Source organism: Methylotuvimicrobium sp. KM1, from assembly GCF_044788715.1.
Taxonomy (GTDB): Bacteria; Pseudomonadota; Gammaproteobacteria; order Methylococcales; family Methylomonadaceae; genus Methylotuvimicrobium.
The window spans coordinates 1,111,801-1,128,737 of the sequence record NZ_CP173170.1 but is presented as its reverse complement, the minus strand read 5'-3'; the positions used below and the strand labels follow the sequence as shown (position 1 = coordinate 1,128,737).

The following is a 16,937-nucleotide window of genomic DNA, read 5'->3' as shown; positions in this document are numbered from 1 at the left end:
CCGGCAATAAAATTGCCTTAACATTCGTACGTCTCATAATTTGATCTACCTTACGTTTTGCTAATAGCTGCTCTTGAACCTGCCTGAGAGCGCGGCACAGATAAATAAGGAAACAGGTTTGTCAGAAAAAGGGGTCAGGTTGAATTAATAATTTACCCGGCCCCTGAGGTATCCCCACGAAATAGCCAAATAAAACAATTTTTTGGCTGAAAATTGGTTGATAGATATATTTATTTTTTATCATCGTTCCTACGCTCTGCGCCACTGCCATTAAGTTAAGCCGTCACAGAGATAAGTAATGCTTGCATTCAGGCTCTAATGTGCCTCAAAAGCTTGCCATCCATGGCACTGGATTCCGCCAGTCCATGGCGGAATGACGGGTTTCCCTTAACTTAATGGCAGTGATGCTCTGCGTGGGAACGAGCGTTTTGTGGGGATACCTCAGACCCGGCCCCCTTTTCTGCCTTTTTCTCTAATCAAATTTAAGTCTTGATAATTGTGTCGTTATAGAGCGCTACCAAGGTATCGTGAGTCATTAAACGCATCGGTTCTCCGAGCGCCTGAGCGATAAGTATGCGGTCGAACGGGTCTTGGTGATGTAAATGCAGTTCTTCGACCGCTATCGTATGTTCCGCCTCAACAGCGAGGAAGCGATATCCAGATTCCTGAAAATAGCGCATCGCGTCTCGGCTAGAAACCGGCATGTCGCCTCGACCTAGCGAGTGCTTGATTGCAATTTCCCAGACATTCGCCGCGCTGACCCAAACGGTTGCTTTGGGCAATGCAATCAAATCACGCGCATTTTGTGACAGTTTTGAGTTATCCGTGAAGCCCATAGTGCAACGTGAGTATCCAGCAGCAGATTCAATTTTGCACCTCGCCCATGAACAACCGAGCCACTTCGTCGTTATGTGTATCAATGCTGTCCGGCACCACGAACAAGCCTTTTGCTACTCCAATCCGCTTCCCGGATGGCGCAGTATCTATCGGAACAAGCTTAGCAGCTGGGCGGCCATTCCTCGCAATCACTATTTCACGCTCTTGCCCTTGCTCAATGGCTTCTACTAAGCGGGACAGAGAAGACTTGGCTTGTAACATATTTACAGTTTGCATTACATTCTCCTTAAAAGCACCTAGTCTAGCTAATCACTCAAATCAATTTACCGGCCACAAATTCCAGAATGGCTTCGGCTGCGGAGCAGGCGTCCCACAAAAAGGCGCGGGCATCACGCTGCATAAACCAACTCTCGGCCTTGTTCGATTTTGGCGCGCACGTAAGGGTTGCGGAGAGCAGCGGTTTCGGCCAGATCCACCTCACGGCCAATAAGTTGCCCCAGTTCCCGACGTAAGCCAAAAAAGGTATGCAAGGAGGGCGCTTGTCCTTCGCTGGCAAATTCCACCAAAAAATCGGCATCGCTCAAGGCTAGGTCGAAATCGCTACCGCGCGCGGCAGAACCGAACACCTCCAGTTTGCGAACGTGGTAACGCCGGCACAGTTCGGCGATGGCGGGCTGATATTGCTGGATAGCGAGATGCATGCAGTATCTCCTCTGTCTGGTTAGATGCGTCCGACGATTCTACCGCAGCAATGCTTCGGCCAAAAAGCTTTTTCAAAAAAGGGGGCGGGTTTATTTAATACTTTACCCCTTACCAAGGACGTTTAGAGTATAGCCAAAGTATACCGAAACATTTAGGGCATACCGAAACGTTGGGGACGGGTTAAATAACCCGTCCCGCCGAGCCCCTATGACAAAGGAGATTTATTTTAAAAATCTCCTCATCCCCTCTTTTTCAAGGAGCCACTGAATACAAACGACAGTCCGCAAGTATGCCTTCCATTCTCAACTCGCCCGCGCGACGGCCTTCCCTTCCCAGGCACGAGGTCGGCAACTACATTAAGTTTACGAGGCTACATTTACAATTTTAAGGACAGGCCATGGTTTGCCTATGATCAATTTGTTCTATCTCGCCATGGGTTGTCCATATCGATGGGAACATAGATGGAATGTTACGCATTGCCATCCCTGGCGGAATGACGCGCTTTTTCCTTAAGTTGGCGCCTATGAATATTGAGCGCCCTGTTTTTCAAACCCGTTGATATTTTGACATCTTCCTTTGACAAAGGGAGATTTATTTAGCTAATCTACCCCTTCCTACCCCGAGCTAAAATTATTCGTTGCCTACACTACCTGACAGATTTATCAGCATCCGCAAAAAAACAGAAGCGGTTTCATTGCTTACTTCAGTGTAAAAATTCCTGACAGCGGTATAAAAAGCACCCTATCCTTAAGCGACACGAACGAGCTCTTCTCGGAGAACAAGGCAACCAGGTCCGGTCGGCTAAAGATGGCGTTACCTAGCAACTTAATTCCATCGGTCATGGACTATCATTAATAATCTTCGGTAATTTTGATACCGGATCTTTGACGAGTCCCCCAGCGCCGAATTTAGCGAGCAAAGGGGATTTATTCAAAAACTCACCTTGGCATTAAAAATGAAAAACATACTTTTACTACTTGGTCTTTTCTTCATTACATCGCAGTGTCTAGCGCAAAACGATCAAGAAAAAGGCTTGCAAATCATCGAAGAAATGGTCAAACGCAATAAAGGCTGGCAAGACAGCCAAGCCGAAATGAAAATGATCCTAAGAACCCGAAGCGGGGGCGAAGCCGTTCGCCTACTCAGAATCAACACGTTAGAAGTCACCGGCGACGGTGACAAAAGCCTGACTATTTTCGATAGCCCGGGCGATGTGCGAGGAACGGCTTTTTTAAGTTATACCCATGCGCTCGAACCGGACGATCAATGGCTATATTTACCGGCATTGAGAAGAGTTAGACGTATTTCGTCGAACAACAAATCGGGCCCCTTTCTCGGCAGCGAATTTGCATTCGAGGATTTGACATCGTTTGAAATTCCGAAGTATGAGTACCGCTACCTTCGCGACGAAGCAGTAGACAGCATTGATTGCTTCGTTGTCGAACTTGATCCTCAATATGAACATTCCGGATATACCCGGCAGATATCGTGGATAGACAAGGATCGCTATATCCCATTAAAAGTCGAATATTACGACAGAAGAAACGCCCTATTGAAGACGCTAGAAAACAAAGATTATCGTCAACACCTCGACCAATACTGGCGAGCACACGATATGTTGATGACCAATCATCAAAACGGCAAAAGTACCAGCCTATTGATTGAGAGCATCGAATTTCGCACCGGACTCACCGAGCGCGATTTCGATCAAAATACTTTAAAGCGCGCGCGCTAGTTTTCAATTATACTTCGTCGAGGATGTTAGGAAATTGCATACAATTAACGCATTAGCGCCATTATTTAACCCATTTGCGTATATTATTCCCACTCTCTGCGCTCATCTAATAAATCTGCGGATATTGAACGGCAGTGGCTTCGAAATCGCGACGAAGGCGTCGCTCCCACAAGGGGTCGGATACTCTGTGGGAGCGATCCCCTGATCGTCCCTCACCTAACGCTAGGTGAGGGAAAGCCGAGTGCGTTAGGCAAAAATAAATGATATCGAGGCCTCATTGGCTAAAATGGCAAGATGGTTATACACGACTTATGTACAACGATGAGCGTTCTGCATGAGAACCATGTGGGAGGTGGAAGTTATCCTGCTATTTACCAAGCTTCCGCTTGGAAAAAACCCGGCTACTAACCGGCTTTAATACAGGAGGCTGAAATATTACAATACAAGAGCACCCAAGAAGTCTATTAGGCAACAACACTAAAAATCTTATGCACAACACCCGACTTAAATATATTAGCTTGGCAACTTGCTTGGCATTTTCGGAAGCTGATGCACAACAAATAGTGTTGGATTCGATTGCCTATCAATCGGCACCCCGTCAAGCCGTGATAGATCTTAGCATCGTTCATACGGAAGAGCGTGGGAACCGGAAAACACCCGAATTCAAGGCATTTCTACTCGACAATCCGCCTCGCCTAGTACTCGATTTAAAAGACTTGAAACCTTCGGCACCACTTAGCCAGCCATCATCCGATCATCCGTATTTTCAACGCTTACGCAGCTCGCCTCACAATAAAAACAAGCTCCGGCTTGTATTCGATTTAAAAAATCAAACCGGCACACACGGATACACTCTCGATACGGATACGGATTCAAACGCCCACGGCTCGTATCGGATCATCCTAACAGACACAGCGGCTTTAGCCCGGGAACAAAACCCGATTACATTCGCACCATCGAATGATACAGTCTCAAGCGGCGAACCCAAAAAATACGATTTAATCGCGCCCCAACAGCCTACCAAGAACTCGTATCCTAGGAATTTCGAAGAAAACCGGATCGGCGCATCGGGCGACGAATCGTTTTTTAACGACTTGATATCCGATTGGGAAATTTCCGGCTATGCCGAAGTGGAAAGCCTGGGTTTTTTTCAAACCCCGCAAGACAATCAACAACATAGCCACTATATTTCCGGCGCGATAAACCCAGAAATCTATCGCAGCTGGGATAATGGATCGCAAAGCTTTGCTTTCTCGCCTTTTTATCGTTACTCGCAACACGACAGCCGCCGCACCCATTTCGACATCCGCGAATTAACGTGGCTAAAAGCCGCCTACGACTGGGAACTACGAGTCGGCTTCCGTCAAGTATTTTGGGGCGTCACCGAAGGCTTTCATCTGATCGACATCATCAATCAAGCCGACTTTGTCGAAAACATCGACGGCGAACAAAAACTCGGCCAACCGATGATCAATCTTGCCTTGATTCAAGACTGGGGCACCATCGATTTGTTTTTACTGACCGGTTTCCGCGAAAGAACCTTTGCCGGACACGAGGGCCGTTTAAGAACGCACCCGGTGACCTCAGTCGGAGACGCCCAATTTGAAAGAGAAGGCGTCGAAAAACACTTGGCTTACGCCGGGAGATATTCTCATTCCTTCGGCGATTGGGATGTCGGACTCGCTCATTTTTACGGCACCGCCCGCCAACCGACGATGCTCCCTCGCTTTAATCAGTTAGGCGAAATTGAACGAATCATCCCGCTTTATGAAAACATCAATCAAACCAGCATCGATGTTCAAACGATCAAAGGCAGCTGGCTATGGAAGCTCGAAGCATTAATGCGCTCGGGTCAGGGCGACCGATTCTACGCGGCGACTGGAGGGGTCGAATATACATTCTTCGACCTCTTCGAATCGGGCGTCGACCTAGGGCTGATAACCGAATACATGTACGACAGCCGAGGTTACAATAACTTTCAGGCATTGACCCAACAAGCCCTATTTCAAGACGACTTCTTAGCCGCAGTCCGCCTGGGCTTTAACGATATTCAAAACACCCAGCTGCTTGCCGGCGTCATATTCGACCGCACTCAAAACTCCAAAATATACAACATCGAAGCCAGTAGGCGCATCGGCAACGACTGGACTGCGGACCTTCAAGTCCGATTATTCCGAGGAATCCCGGTCACCGACCCGTTAATCATGTTCAGCGCCGACGACCACGTACGCTTTCAGCTTAAATATCATTTTTAGAAGAAAAGGGTGCGCAGTGCGCATTCTACGATCGAAGAACACTCCGCAGCACCCCATCCTAGATGCCCCAGCGTCACGGCGCTTGCCCATGTTACTTTATAGGCGTGTTCGCAGCGATGGTCCGATGAAATTAGCCCGCAAGAATCACATCGAATTCTTTCATATACGCAGCCACATCTTTGCGATAGATCTCTCGCACCGGCAAACTTAAGTCGCCCGGCTTCAAGCCGCGCTCCTGCAACGACTCGACTTCGCCCCGGATATCGTGAATATCGTAAATTTCTAACGCGCCAAACACAGCCGCGGTATCCTTCATGCCAAAGCGTTCCGGCTGCTGCCCATTCTTCAGTTGAAAAACGCCGTCGTCCAGTAACAATAGGCTAACCGCTTGATCGAATGCCGCGATCGTCAATACGCTATCTAGCGTCTCTTGCACCGAGACTCCATTGAAAGGAGGTTTACGCAAGACAAACAGAAATTTCTTATGCATAAACTACCCGAACACGATGCAACGGTCCGCTTCGAGGGTTGCTTCGACCCATTGTCCTAGGCCGGAAATACGAAAACCGTCGGCTAAATCGTTATCCTGTTTGCCGACTCGGCTAGCTTCGTCGGCATGTAGCAACCCACGCCTTTGCGCAGCGGAAATGCAAACTACCAGATCGATAGCGTATTGTTTTGCCAACGCACTCCACAGTTTCGGAAAATTAAGTTCGTCGTCGGGAGGCATCGCACAATTGAAGGCATGGTAAATCCCTTCATGATAAAAAAATACGCGAAATACCGAATGCCCTTCGGCCAATACTGAGCAAACAAATCGGTAAGCATGATAGGCACTGCTTGACTCAGTGGGACTACTGTTGATTTGAATGGCGAATTTCATATTTTGTTTTCAACCAAATCCCAAGCGATGTCATAGCTCCCGCGTCGCACTAAACTTAATATCCGGCCAACGCTCCTCGGTCAATTGCAAATTGACGCGGCTACTGGCAACGTAAACCAAGAAACCGCCGCCGTCTTCGGCGAGGTTCTCGAATGCTTTTTTCTTGAATTCCTCGAGCTTGGCCGGCTTATCGGAACTGACCCAGCGCACCGTCGAAATCGGCGCGTTATCATAGACGCATTCGACATTGTATTCGGTCTTCAAGCGGTGTGCCGTTACATCAAACTGCAGCACGCCGACCGCGCCGAGTATCAAGTCGTTGTTTTTGAGCGGTTTGAACAACTGCGTCGCGCCCTCTTCGGTCAATTGGATCAGGCCTTTTTGTAAAGCCTTTGCGCGTAGTGGATCTTTCAGCACGACGCGCCTAAAAAGCTCCGGCGCAAAATACGGAATACCGCCGTATTTGAGCGTTTCGCCCTGCGTGAAGGTATCGCCAACCTGTATCGTGCCGTGATTATGCAAGCCGATGATGTCGCCCGGATAGGCTTCTTCGACGTTTTTGCGGCTGTCGGCCTGGAAGGTTAGCGCATTGGGGACCTGGACATTTTTTCCGGCACGAACATGATAGATCTTCATGCCTTTGTCGAACTTGCCGGAACAAACGCGTAAAAACGCGATGCGGTCGCGGTGCGCGGGATCCATGTTGGCTTGAACCTTGAAAACGAAACCGGTGAACTTATCCTCATCAGGACGCACTTCCCGCTGTTCGGTCTCTCGCGACAAGGGCGCCGGCGCGAACTCCGCGAATGCGTCGAGCAATTCGAGAATTCCGAAGTTGTTGATCGCCGAACCGAAAAACACCGGCGTTTGCTCTCCGCGCAAATATTTGTCCATATCGAATTCGTGGCTGGCGCCCTTGACTAGCTCGATTTCCTCGCGCAATTCGTCGGCCTGATCTTTCAGCAAATCGTCCAGATGAAAGTTATTGAGCCCTTTGATCACTTCGGCCTTGGCGATCTTGCCGCCATGCTGCGGGCTGAACAAATGAATTTCGTCCTTGTACAGATGATAAACGCCTTTGAATCGCTTGCCCATGCCGATCGGCCAGGTCATTGGTGCGCATTCGATTTGCAAGACGCTTTCGACTTCGTCGAGCAATTCGATCGGTTCGCGCCCTTCCCTGTCCAGCTTATTGATAAAGGTCAAAATCGGCGTCGTGCGCAGGCGGCAGACTTCCATCAGCTTGATCGTTCTGTCCTCGACGCCTTTCGCGACGTCGATCACCATCAACGCCGAATCGACCGCGGTCAAGGTACGATAAGTATCCTCGGAAAAATCTTCGTGTCCTGGCGTATCGAGTAGATTGATAATGCTGTTTTTATGCTCAAACTGCATCACCGAGGTCGTGACCGAGATACCCCGCTCTTTCTCCATTTCCATCCAGTCCGAAGTCGCATGGCGCGCCGCTTTGCGCCCCTTGACGGAACCTGCCAACTGAATCGCGCCCCCGAACAGCAGTAGTTTTTCGGTGATCGTGGTTTTACCGGCGTCGGGATGGGAAATAATCGCGAAGGTACGTCTGCGGCTCAGTTCTGAAAGTAACTCTGACATGGATGTTCAATAAATAAAGATGGGATAAAAACGGCAAATTATACCGTATTATCAATTCCTTTGTATTTTCAATATAATGGCGCAAAGTGGCTTGGCCGGTAGAGGTAGCCTTAAATGAAACACCGAAAAAGAACCCATTAATGGAGATAGTTATGACCGTTTTATATCGCTTGATCGCCGCTATGGTATTCATGAGCCTGTCGGCCTGCTCGAGCCTGTATTACAGTGGCCTCGAAAAAATCGGCATTCCGAAACGGGATGTTATGGTACACCGCGTCGAGAAAGCCCGCGACACCCAAGAGGAAACCAAGGAACAATTTAAAACCGCGCTGGAGCAATTTACCGCATTGACCGACTTTAAAGGCGGCAATCTCGAATCCACTTATAAAAATCTTAACGGCGAATACGAAGCCAGCGTAAAAAAAGCCAAAGAGGTCAACAAACGTATCAGCGACATCGAGGACGTATCCGGCGCGCTATTCCGCGAATGGGAACAGGAAATCGGAGAATACAGCAGCGCCGCGCTGAAACGAAACAGCCAGCAAAAACTCGATGCGACGAAAGTGCATTATCAGCAACTCATCAATGCGATGAAACAAGCCGAATCCCGAATCGAGCCGGTCTTGTCGGTGTTCAAGGATCAGGTGATGTACTTAAAGCATAATCTGAACGCGCAGGCAATCGCCTCGCTCAAAGGCGAATTGGGGTCGATACAATCGGACGTTTCGGCGTTAATTACCGCAATGGAACAATCGATCAACGAAGCGAACGCTTTCATCAGGACAATGGAAAGCAAATAGCCGGCCATACATCGAAGCGCCGATTCACTATTCACTATTCACTATTCACTATTCACTATTCACTATTCACTATTCACTATTCACTGCTAACTGCTAACTGCTAACTGCTAACCAAATGATAAGTCATTGAAATTTATCCCACCAAATAAGCTCTTCATTAGCATTACAGACAGAAGTTATTCGGACAGTTATAATCGGACTATTTTCGATATAGCTCAATTGCAGGAGACATTTTAATGACCGACACCAAACATTGCCGCCTTTTAATTTTGGGTTCCGGCCCCGCCGGTTATACTGCAGCCGTCTATGCGGCACGCGCCAATCTTAATCCGGTTATGATCACAGGCCTTGAACAAGGCGGTCAATTGACGACAACCACCGACGTTGACAATTGGCCCGGCGATGTCGAAGGCTTGCAAGGCCCCGAATTAATGGAAAGAATGCGCAAGCATGCCGAGCGCTTTAACACCGAAATCGTTTTCGACCATATCCATACCGCCGACTTATCGGCCCGCCCTTATAAACTGACCGGCGATTCCGGCGTTTATACCTGCGACGCATTAATCATCGCAACCGGGGCTTCGGCCAAGTATTTAGGCATGGAATCCGAAGAAGCCTTCAAGGGCAAAGGCGTGTCCGCCTGCGCGACCTGCGACGGTTTCTTCTATAAAAACAAACCCGTTGCAGTGATCGGCGGCGGCAATACCGCAGTCGAAGAGGCGCTATACCTGTCCAACATCGCCTCGCAAGTGACAATCGTGCATCGCCGCGACAAATTCCGTTCGGAAAAAATTCTGTCCGACAAACTGATCGAAAAATCGAAAAACGGCAATGTCGTGATCGAATGGGATCATACGCTCGACGAAGTGCTCGGCGACGACATGGGCGTGACCGGTATCCGAATCAAAAGTACCAAGAGCGAAGAAACCAAGGAATTGGATGTGCATGGCGTATTCATCGCGATAGGCCACACGCCCAATACCGACATTTTTCAAGGCCAACTCGAGATGGAACACGGTTACATCAAGGTTAAAACCGGCCTGCAAGGCAACGCGACGGCAACCAGCGTACCGGGCGTATTCGCGGCCGGCGACGTGATGGATGCCGTATACAAACAAGCCATTACCTCGGCCGGAGCAGGCTGCATGGCGGCGCTTGATGCCGAGAAATACTTGGACGAAATGGAGTAATACGGCAATCTTGGGTTTCGTTCGATTGATGAATGAACTCGTCACTCCGCCATGGACTGGCGGAATCCAGTACCATGGATGGAAAGTTTTTCTGGTTCCCATGGCCCTCCTCTCGCCGTTATACACAAGTATCGGTAAACTTGCTAAACAGAGTTCGTCGTATACCTGGAAACGGTGCTGTTTGATAAATCTGCGGATATTGAACATCAGTGGCTTCGAAATCGCGACGGAGGCGTCGCTCCCACAAGGGGGCGGATGCTCTGTGGGAGCGATCCCCAGATCGCGATTTCGAAGTCGGGAACGTTGGGCGACAAAAAGTGGTATCGAAGCCTCATTAGCTAAGATGGCAAGACGGTATACTCATCGTTGATCAAAATTCGGCACCAGGGGCCCGTCAAAGGACGCCGTGAATACATCCATGTAGGCTCTATGCCAGCATCCATGCTGGCAAAGCCTTTGCCGAGCACCCCGGCGCCTCCTTAGGCACTGCCGAAATTTGAAGTGCGAAAGGTATATCTACGATTTATGTATAAGGATGAGCGCAGAACATGGGAACTATAAAAAACCGACGGAACCTTAAGGACAATCATTCGATAAAACCATGAAACCATGCAATTGACCGTACTCGACCCGTTTCGTTCGAATCAGCCGTTCCCTCCGTTACACAAAGCCCTCGAAGAACCTAACGGCTTACTAGCGCTAGGCGGGTGTTTGTCTACCGAACGTCTGCTCAATGCTTATCGAAACGGAATATTTCCGTGGTACAACCCCGGCGAGCCAATCCTTTGGTGGTCGCCCGACCCGAGATTGGTTTTGTTTCCGGACCGAGTCAATATCTCACGCAGCCTTGCCAAAACCTTGCGTAAAGGACTTTTTACCGTTACATTCGACCGTGCCTTCGACCAAGTCATGGCTTGCTGCGCCGAGCCGCGCCAAGCGTCTTCAGGGACTTGGATCACCGATGAAATGATGCAAGCCTATCAAGATTTACATCATCAAGGCTTGGCTCATTCGGTAGAGACTTGGTTCGAAGGCGAGCTGGCCGGGGGCCTGTACGGCGTCGCAATCGGTCAAGTTTTTTTCGGCGAATCGATGTTTCATAAGCGAACTGATGCCTCCAAGGTCGCCTTCGTGACCTTGGCCGGACAATTAAAACAATGGGGCTATCGACTCGTCGACTGCCAAGTTCAAACTCAGCATTTGCTGAGCCTGGGCGCTGAGGAAATCGCCCGTACCGACTTTTCCGAATTGCTTAAACGCTATTGCCCGGCAAAACCTTCGACAGACGCATGGCAAAACTGACGACCACGATACCATTATTTCTTTCCGAGAAACATTCGTGCAGTTATCTGGACGACAGGATTGCCTGCTCGGCATTCGTGCATCCTTCCTTCGAACTCAACAGCGCATTCTACTCGCGCTTGATTGAGCGCGGCTTCCGTCGTAGCGGCGATTATGTTTACGCCCCTCGCTGCCCGCAGTGTCAAGCCTGCACCCCTGCCCGACTTCCGGTAGCCCAATTCAAACCCAAACGCAATCAACAGCGCTGCTTAAAGAAAAACCAAAACACGCAAACCGTCATTAAACCGGCCCAATTCGAGCAAGCGCATTACGATTTGTATTTACGCTATCAAAACAGCCGCCATAGCGACGGCAGCATGGCCAAATCCAGCCCGGAGGAATATTTACATTTTTTGGGCAGCCGCTGGTGCAATACTTTTTTCGTGGAATTTTTGATTGACGAACAATTGATCGCAGTCGCGACCGTCGACCGGCTTGATAACGCGCTATCGGCGGTCTATACCTTTTTTGACCCGGATTTCTCGCATTTAAGCCCCGGCATGTATGCCGTGCTCTGGCAGATCGAATGGGCCAAGCAATTGAAACTAGACTGGCTGTATCTGGGTTTTTGGATCAAAGATTGCCAAAAAATGGCCTATAAGATCGAATACCAACCGATCGAACTGCTGATCGACAATGTTTGGCAGGCGTTCGATTTAAGACGCTGAATTCATTATTTCAGACACCGCAGGTGACATCCATTCTTAGCAGGCCCTTGGAAGAAAGTGGTTTGCAACCCCGTTTGAAATGTTGGGGGCGGGTTAAACAACTCATCACGCAGGAGAAAAATCTTTTGTGGGAGCGACGCCTTCGTCGTCCCTCACCTAACGCTAGGTGAGGGACGGCCGGCGTCGTTTAAGTTGTCTTTATCTTTTTCGAAGCCTGCAACGCTTAGCCGCTCTTTTTCGAGGCTTGAAAGTTGCGGCTTCGATACCATTGTGCGTTTTTCGGCATTACCGTCTTCGACAATCGCGATCTGGGGATCGCTCCCACATTACTATTCACCCTTTGCCGTAGAGCTCCATGTCAGTACGGGGTTTGCAACTCCGTCCTAAACGTTTCGATCGAGGTCAAAGCAAGCCGAGATGTTTATGTTTAGGCCAAACCGAAACGCTGGGGACGGGTTGAATAACACGTCTCGCGGAAACGACTGCCATCAGCTCCCTGCTATCTGCCCCCTACTTACTGCTAACCGCTCACCAAAATCAAACCAACACCCGCTCGATCCCGCCCTTGGCCGCTTGCTTGATATAGCCTTTCATCCAATTCTCGCCGAGAACATGCCGGGCGATTTCGACGACGATGTAGTCGACTTCAAGCTGATCGACATCGCCCTTGTAACGCTGCAAGCCTTGCAGACAGGATGGGCACGAGGTTAACATCTTGACCGGACCATCATAATCGTCGGCGCGCAGTTTCGCGGTGTCGCGGTGCAACTCGACCGATTTACGGTAACGCACCTGTGTCGAAATATCGGGGCGCGCGACTGCCAAGGTTCCGGATTCGCCGCAACAACGCTCGGATTTATTGACCGGCGCGCCGAGCAATCCGTTGACGGTCTTCATCGCGTCCTGTTGTTTCATCGGACTATGGCACGGGTCGTGGTATAGATAACGACGGCCGTTGACACCCTCCAGCTTGACACCTTTCTCAAGCAGATATTCGTGAATGTCGATCATGCGGCAGCCGGGGAAAATCTTTTCGAATTCATAATCGACTAACTGATCCAGACAGGTGCCGCAACTGACCACGACGGTCTTGATATCGAGATAATTCAGCGTGGTCGCGACCCGGTGAAACAACACTCGGTTGTCGGTCGTGATTTGCTGCGCCTTGTCGAATTGACCGGCCGCGCGCTGCGGAAAACCGCAGCACAAATAGCCCGGCGGCAGCACGGTCTGCACGCCGATTTCATAAAGCATCGCCTGCGTCGCTAGGCCGACTTGCGAAAACAAGCGCTCGGAACCGCAACCGGGAAAATAAAACACCGCCTCGGAATCGGTCCGGGTCTTGTTCGGGTCGCGGATGATCGGCACGATTTGATCGCTTTCGATGCCGAGCAAGGCTCTGGACGTTTTCGATGGCAACTTGCCGGGCATTTTCCGGTTCGTGAAATGAATCACATACTCTTTCATTTCCGGCTTGCCGGTCGACGACGGCGGGCGCTTGAGCTGCGCCTTGCCCCAAGGCCTGAGGAAAAAATTACCCAAGCGCTGCGCTTTATAAGACCATTCGATCAATAGTTTGCGCATTAGCTTGACGCTGCTCGGCCGTCCGGTCGACAAAAACGCGATCGCCGCGGTCTTGACCGGATTAAAGCTTTGCTTGCCCATTTTGCGCAACAGATTGCGCATATTCATCGACACATCGCCGAAATCGATATCGACCGGACACGGATTGAAACATTTATGGCACACCGTGCAATGATCGGATACGTCTTCGAATTCCTTCCAATGCGTGATCGAAATGCCGCGCCGGGTCTGCTCCTCGTACAGAAAAGCCTCGATCAACAGCGACGTCGCCAAAATTTTGTTACGCGGCGAGTACAATAGATTCGCCCGCGGCACATGCGTCGAACAGACCGGCTTGCATTTACCGCAGCGCAAACAATCCTTGACCGAATCGGAGATTGCGCCGATGTCGCTTTGCTGCATGATCAGCGACTCGAAGCCCATCAGATTAAACGAGGTCGTATAAGCCGAACTCAGATCGGAACCGGGCATCAATTTACCGCGATTGAAGCGGCCTTCCGGGTCGATGCTCTGCTTGTAATCGTGGAAGCCGGCCAGCTCCTCGTCGGTCAGAAATTCGTATTTGGTGATACCGATGCCATGTTCGCCGGAAATCACGCCGCCCAAAGAGCGCGCCAAGGCCATGATACGCGCCACCGCCGCGTTGGCTTCTTGCAGCATCTCATAATTATCGGAGTTGACCGGCAAGTTGGTATGCACGTTTCCGTCGCCGGCGTGCATGTGCAGAGCCACGAATACCCTTCCGCGCAACACCTCTTTATGCACCGCTTCGATGCGTTCGACGACCGGCCGAAAATTGTCGCCTTCGAAAATCTCTTTTAAACGCGGCAACAATTCCTGTTTCCAGGACACCCGCAGCGAATAATCCTGCAGGCGATGAAACAAGGTCGGCTGCTCGGCAAGGTTGGTCAGTTCGCCGACAACGATGCCGTATTGGGAAAATAAAGCTTCGGCCTGCAGCAACGGCAAGTCCAAATTGTCATAAAGCCATTGCCAACGTTCGCGAACTTCAGCGACTACCATCAAGGCATGGCCACGCCGTTCGCCGATCAAATCGGTTTTATCGACGCTGTCCTCATAGGAACGCAAGGGCAGATCGCCTTCGAACAAATCGATCAAGGCATCGCACAAGCGCAGTTTGTTACGCAACGACAATTCGATGTTGATGCGTTCGATGCCGTCGCAATAATCGCCCATGCGCGGTAGCGGTATCACGACGTCTTCATTGATTTTAAAGGCGTTGGTATGTTTTGCGATCGCTGCAGTACGCGCCCGGTCGAGCCAGAAGGTCCGGCGCGATTCGGGACTGACCGCAACGAAGCCTTCGGCGCCGCGTGCATTGCACAGCCTAACCACTTCCGAAGCCGCCAACGCGACTTGATGATCGTCATCGCCGACGATGTCGCCGATCAACACCATTTTCGGCCGGCCGCGATGCTTGGCCTTGCCGGCATAGCCGACCGCCTTGACATAACGTTCGTCCAAATGTTCGAGCCCGGCCAGCATCACCCGGTCGTTGCCGCTTTTCGGCAAGGCCGCCAGGAAATCCCGAATCTCGACGATGGCCGGCACCGAATCGCGGACCTGGCCGAAAAACTCCAAGCAAAACGTGCGCGTATAGGCCGGCATTCTATGTAATATCCAGCGCGCCGAAGTGATGATGCCGTCGCAGCCTTCCTTTTGTATGCCAGGCAGGCCGCCGAGAAACTTATCGGTCACATCCTTGCCCAAGCCGTCCCGGCGGAATGTCGCGCCGGGAATCTCGAGCCGCTCTTCGGACAACAATTCCTTGGCTTTGGCATCGAAACGCTTCAAGGCAAAGGTAACAAGTTCCTGGTCGTGAATCTTGCCGAAATTGTGATGGATACGCTCGACTTCGAGCCAATTGCCGTCCGGCGTCACCATGCGCCAGGATACCAAGTTATCCAGCGCGGTCCCCCACAGCACGGCCTTTTTGCCGCCGGCGTTCATCGCGACATTGCCGCCGATACACGAAGCATCGGCCGAAGTCGGGTCGCAGGCGAACACCAAGCCGGCGTTTTCGGCCATGTCCATTACGCGCCGCGTTACGACGCCCGCACCGGTATGTATCGTCGCATAAGTCTGCTCGACGCCCGGTAATTGGGATTGCGGTTCGATCGGCCCCATGTCCAACAATTTTTCGGTATTGATTACGGCCGAGTAAGGCGTCAGCGGAACCGCACCGCCGGTGTAGCCGGTACCACCGCCGCGAGGAATGATGGTCAGGCCGAGTTTGATGCAATCGCGCACTAATTGGCCGACTTCTTTTTCGCTAGTTGGATACAACACGACGAACGGATACTCGACCCGCCAGTCGGTCGCATCGGTTACATGAGACACGCGGGCAAATCCGTCGAAACCGATGTTGTCTTTATGCGTATGCTTCGAGAACGCAGCCAGTGCTTTTTTGCGCATTTCGCGGGTGCGATCGAAATGCGCCTCGAATTCGTTCACGGCCTGATGCGTCGCTTCGATCAGCAACGCCACTCGTCTGGCCCGGTCCGGATATTCGTTTTCGTATTCGGCATGGCGTTTTTCCATTTGCCGAAGACGGTGGCGCATGGCGTCGAGCAGAGCCTTACGGCGTTTGCGGTTGTTCAGCAAATCGTCCTCGAGATAAGGGTTTCGCTGAACCGCCCAGATATCGCCAAGCACTTCAAACAACATCCGCGCGGAACGACCGGTCATGCGTTCGTCGCGAAGCGATTCGATGATCTGCCAATTTTCCTCGCCGAGCAATCGAATGACGATTTCGCGGTCGGAAAAAGAGGTATAGTTATAGGGAATTTCGCGCAGCCGCTCGGGCGACGCATCGTCGAGAAAGGGGGAGAGTTCGGAATCCACTGACATCCTAGGTAATGGCGTGGTTGGAAAGTTGTATTGTATCACTGGCAGGTATGGACAAAAAACTCAAAATCCGCATGGCTTTTATTTATGACCGTCCGGCAATTTTTTGTTGGAATCTTTTGTGCGAGCGACGCCGTCGTTTACGTTTCCTCGTTCCCACCGCTCCAGCGTGGGAATGCATACCGATCTTGCCTCGGCTGACAAGGCATGGGTTTCCACCGAGGGCCGTGGGAACCCGAAATATCTCTTCCGATGCCTGCAACGGTTAGCCGCCTTTTTTTCGGAGCTTGGGCGTTGCGACTTCGATTCCGTTGTGCGTTTTTCGGCATTTTCGACTTCGATGATCGCGATCTGGGGATCGCTCCCACAGTACTAATCACCCTTTGTGATAGCGATGCCCCTCACCTAACGCTAGGCGAAGGGCAACCGAGCGCGTTAGGATAAAGACGCGCGTGCTAAACTG

The 16,937-nt window shown here is 50.8% G+C and carries 13 protein-coding genes; 6 read left to right on the top strand and 7 right to left on the bottom strand.

What is annotated here, in order from left to right:
- Positions 1-482: 482 nt before the first annotated feature.
- The 3 genes from ACINK7_RS04910 to ACINK7_RS04900 all read right to left on the bottom strand — a co-directional run bounded on the left by ACINK7_RS04910 (position 483) and on the right by ACINK7_RS04900 (position 1,538).
- On the bottom strand, positions 483-836 hold the full coding sequence (locus ACINK7_RS04910) for a type II toxin-antitoxin system VapC family toxin (RefSeq protein WP_404360177.1): 354 nt from the start codon (positions 834-836) through the stop codon (positions 483-485).
- 28 nt (positions 837-864) lie between these two features.
- Entirely contained in the window at positions 865-1,113 is a 249-nt protein-coding gene (locus ACINK7_RS04905; protein WP_404360176.1) for a type II toxin-antitoxin system Phd/YefM family antitoxin, read from the bottom strand.
- A gap of 113 nt (positions 1,114-1,226) precedes the next feature.
- Entirely contained in the window at positions 1,227-1,538 is a 312-nt protein-coding gene (locus ACINK7_RS04900; protein WP_404360175.1) for a nucleotidyltransferase family protein, read from the bottom strand.
- A gap of 956 nt (positions 1,539-2,494) precedes the next feature.
- Here ACINK7_RS04900 and ACINK7_RS04895 point away from each other — a divergent pair.
- Entirely contained in the window at positions 2,495-3,274 is a 780-nt protein-coding gene (locus ACINK7_RS04895; RefSeq protein ID WP_404360174.1) for an outer membrane lipoprotein-sorting protein, read from the top strand.
- A 488-nt stretch (positions 3,275-3,762) separates the two neighbouring features.
- Entirely contained in the window at positions 3,763-5,529 is a 1,767-nt protein-coding gene (locus ACINK7_RS04890; protein WP_404360173.1) for an AMIN domain-containing protein, read from the top strand.
- A gap of 130 nt (positions 5,530-5,659) precedes the next feature.
- Here the strand turns inward: ACINK7_RS04890 and tusC are convergent, their stop codons facing one another.
- Genes tusC through ACINK7_RS04875 form a run of 3 tightly spaced genes read right to left on the bottom strand, consistent with a single transcriptional unit; the run spans position 5,660 to position 8,023 of the window.
- A complete protein-coding gene (gene tusC, locus ACINK7_RS04885; RefSeq protein ID WP_404360172.1) occupies positions 5,660-6,019 on the bottom strand; it encodes a sulfurtransferase complex subunit TusC in 360 nt (119 codons plus the stop codon).
- A gap of 3 nt (positions 6,020-6,022) precedes the next feature.
- Entirely contained in the window at positions 6,023-6,412 is a 390-nt protein-coding gene (tusD, locus tag ACINK7_RS04880) for a sulfurtransferase complex subunit TusD (RefSeq protein WP_404360171.1), read from the bottom strand.
- A 30-nt stretch (positions 6,413-6,442) separates the two neighbouring features.
- Entirely contained in the window at positions 6,443-8,023 is a 1,581-nt protein-coding gene (locus ACINK7_RS04875) for a peptide chain release factor 3 (RefSeq protein WP_404360170.1), read from the bottom strand.
- Positions 8,024-8,175: 152 nt separating this feature from the next.
- Between ACINK7_RS04875 and ACINK7_RS04870 the strand changes: the two genes are divergently transcribed.
- The 4 genes from ACINK7_RS04870 (at position 8,176) to ACINK7_RS04855 (ending at position 12,022) form a co-directional block, all read left to right on the top strand.
- Positions 8,176-8,823: a DUF2959 domain-containing protein gene (locus tag ACINK7_RS04870; RefSeq protein WP_404360169.1), complete on the top strand. Its 648-nt coding sequence runs from the start codon at positions 8,176-8,178 to the stop codon at positions 8,821-8,823.
- Positions 8,824-9,059: 236 nt separating this feature from the next.
- Complete coding sequence (gene trxB, locus ACINK7_RS04865; RefSeq protein ID WP_404360168.1) at positions 9,060-10,013, top strand: thioredoxin-disulfide reductase; 954 nt, start codon at positions 9,060-9,062, stop codon at positions 10,011-10,013.
- A gap of 609 nt (positions 10,014-10,622) precedes the next feature.
- Positions 10,623-11,315 (top strand): leucyl/phenylalanyl-tRNA--protein transferase, encoded by a 693-nt coding sequence (gene aat / locus ACINK7_RS04860; protein WP_404360167.1) that lies wholly within the window; start codon positions 10,623-10,625, stop codon positions 11,313-11,315.
- Positions 11,303-12,022: an arginyltransferase gene (locus tag ACINK7_RS04855; RefSeq protein ID WP_404360166.1), complete on the top strand. Its 720-nt coding sequence runs from the start codon at positions 11,303-11,305 to the stop codon at positions 12,020-12,022. The genes aat and ACINK7_RS04855 overlap by 13 nt, the downstream gene beginning before the upstream one ends.
- Positions 12,023-12,559: 537 nt before the next feature.
- Here ACINK7_RS04855 and ACINK7_RS04850 read toward each other — a convergent pair.
- Positions 12,560-16,477 carry a DUF3683 domain-containing protein gene (locus ACINK7_RS04850; RefSeq protein WP_404360165.1) on the bottom strand — a complete coding sequence of 1,306 codons (3,918 nt, stop codon included), beginning with the start codon at positions 16,475-16,477 and terminating at the stop codon, positions 12,560-12,562.
- Between the last annotated feature and the right edge of the window lie 460 nt (positions 16,478-16,937).

Coding starts and splice junctions, on each gene's coding strand:
- tusC (WP_404360172.1), bottom strand. CDS start 6,019: ATGCATAAGAAATTTCTGTTTGTCTTGCGTAAACCTCCTTTCAATGGA.
- ACINK7_RS04855 (WP_404360166.1), top strand. CDS start 11,303: ATGGCAAAACTGACGACCACGATACCATTATTTCTTTCCGAGAAACAT.
- ACINK7_RS04875 (WP_404360170.1), bottom strand. CDS start 8,023: ATGTCAGAGTTACTTTCAGAACTGAGCCGCAGACGTACCTTCGCGATT.
- ACINK7_RS04900 (WP_404360175.1), bottom strand. CDS start 1,538: ATGCATCTCGCTATCCAGCAATATCAGCCCGCCATCGCCGAACTGTGC.
- ACINK7_RS04905 (WP_404360176.1), bottom strand. CDS start 1,113: ATGCAAACTGTAAATATGTTACAAGCCAAGTCTTCTCTGTCCCGCTTA.
- trxB (WP_404360168.1), top strand. CDS start 9,060: ATGACCGACACCAAACATTGCCGCCTTTTAATTTTGGGTTCCGGCCCC.
- ACINK7_RS04910 (WP_404360177.1), bottom strand. CDS start 836: ATGGGCTTCACGGATAACTCAAAACTGTCACAAAATGCGCGTGATTTG.
- ACINK7_RS04890 (WP_404360173.1), top strand. CDS start 3,763: ATGCACAACACCCGACTTAAATATATTAGCTTGGCAACTTGCTTGGCA.
- ACINK7_RS04850 (WP_404360165.1), bottom strand. CDS start 16,477: ATGTCAGTGGATTCCGAACTCTCCCCCTTTCTCGACGATGCGTCGCCC.
- aat (WP_404360167.1), top strand. CDS start 10,623: ATGCAATTGACCGTACTCGACCCGTTTCGTTCGAATCAGCCGTTCCCT.
- tusD (WP_404360171.1), bottom strand. CDS start 6,412: ATGAAATTCGCCATTCAAATCAACAGTAGTCCCACTGAGTCAAGCAGT.
- ACINK7_RS04895 (WP_404360174.1), top strand. CDS start 2,495: ATGAAAAACATACTTTTACTACTTGGTCTTTTCTTCATTACATCGCAG.
- ACINK7_RS04870 (WP_404360169.1), top strand. CDS start 8,176: ATGACCGTTTTATATCGCTTGATCGCCGCTATGGTATTCATGAGCCTG.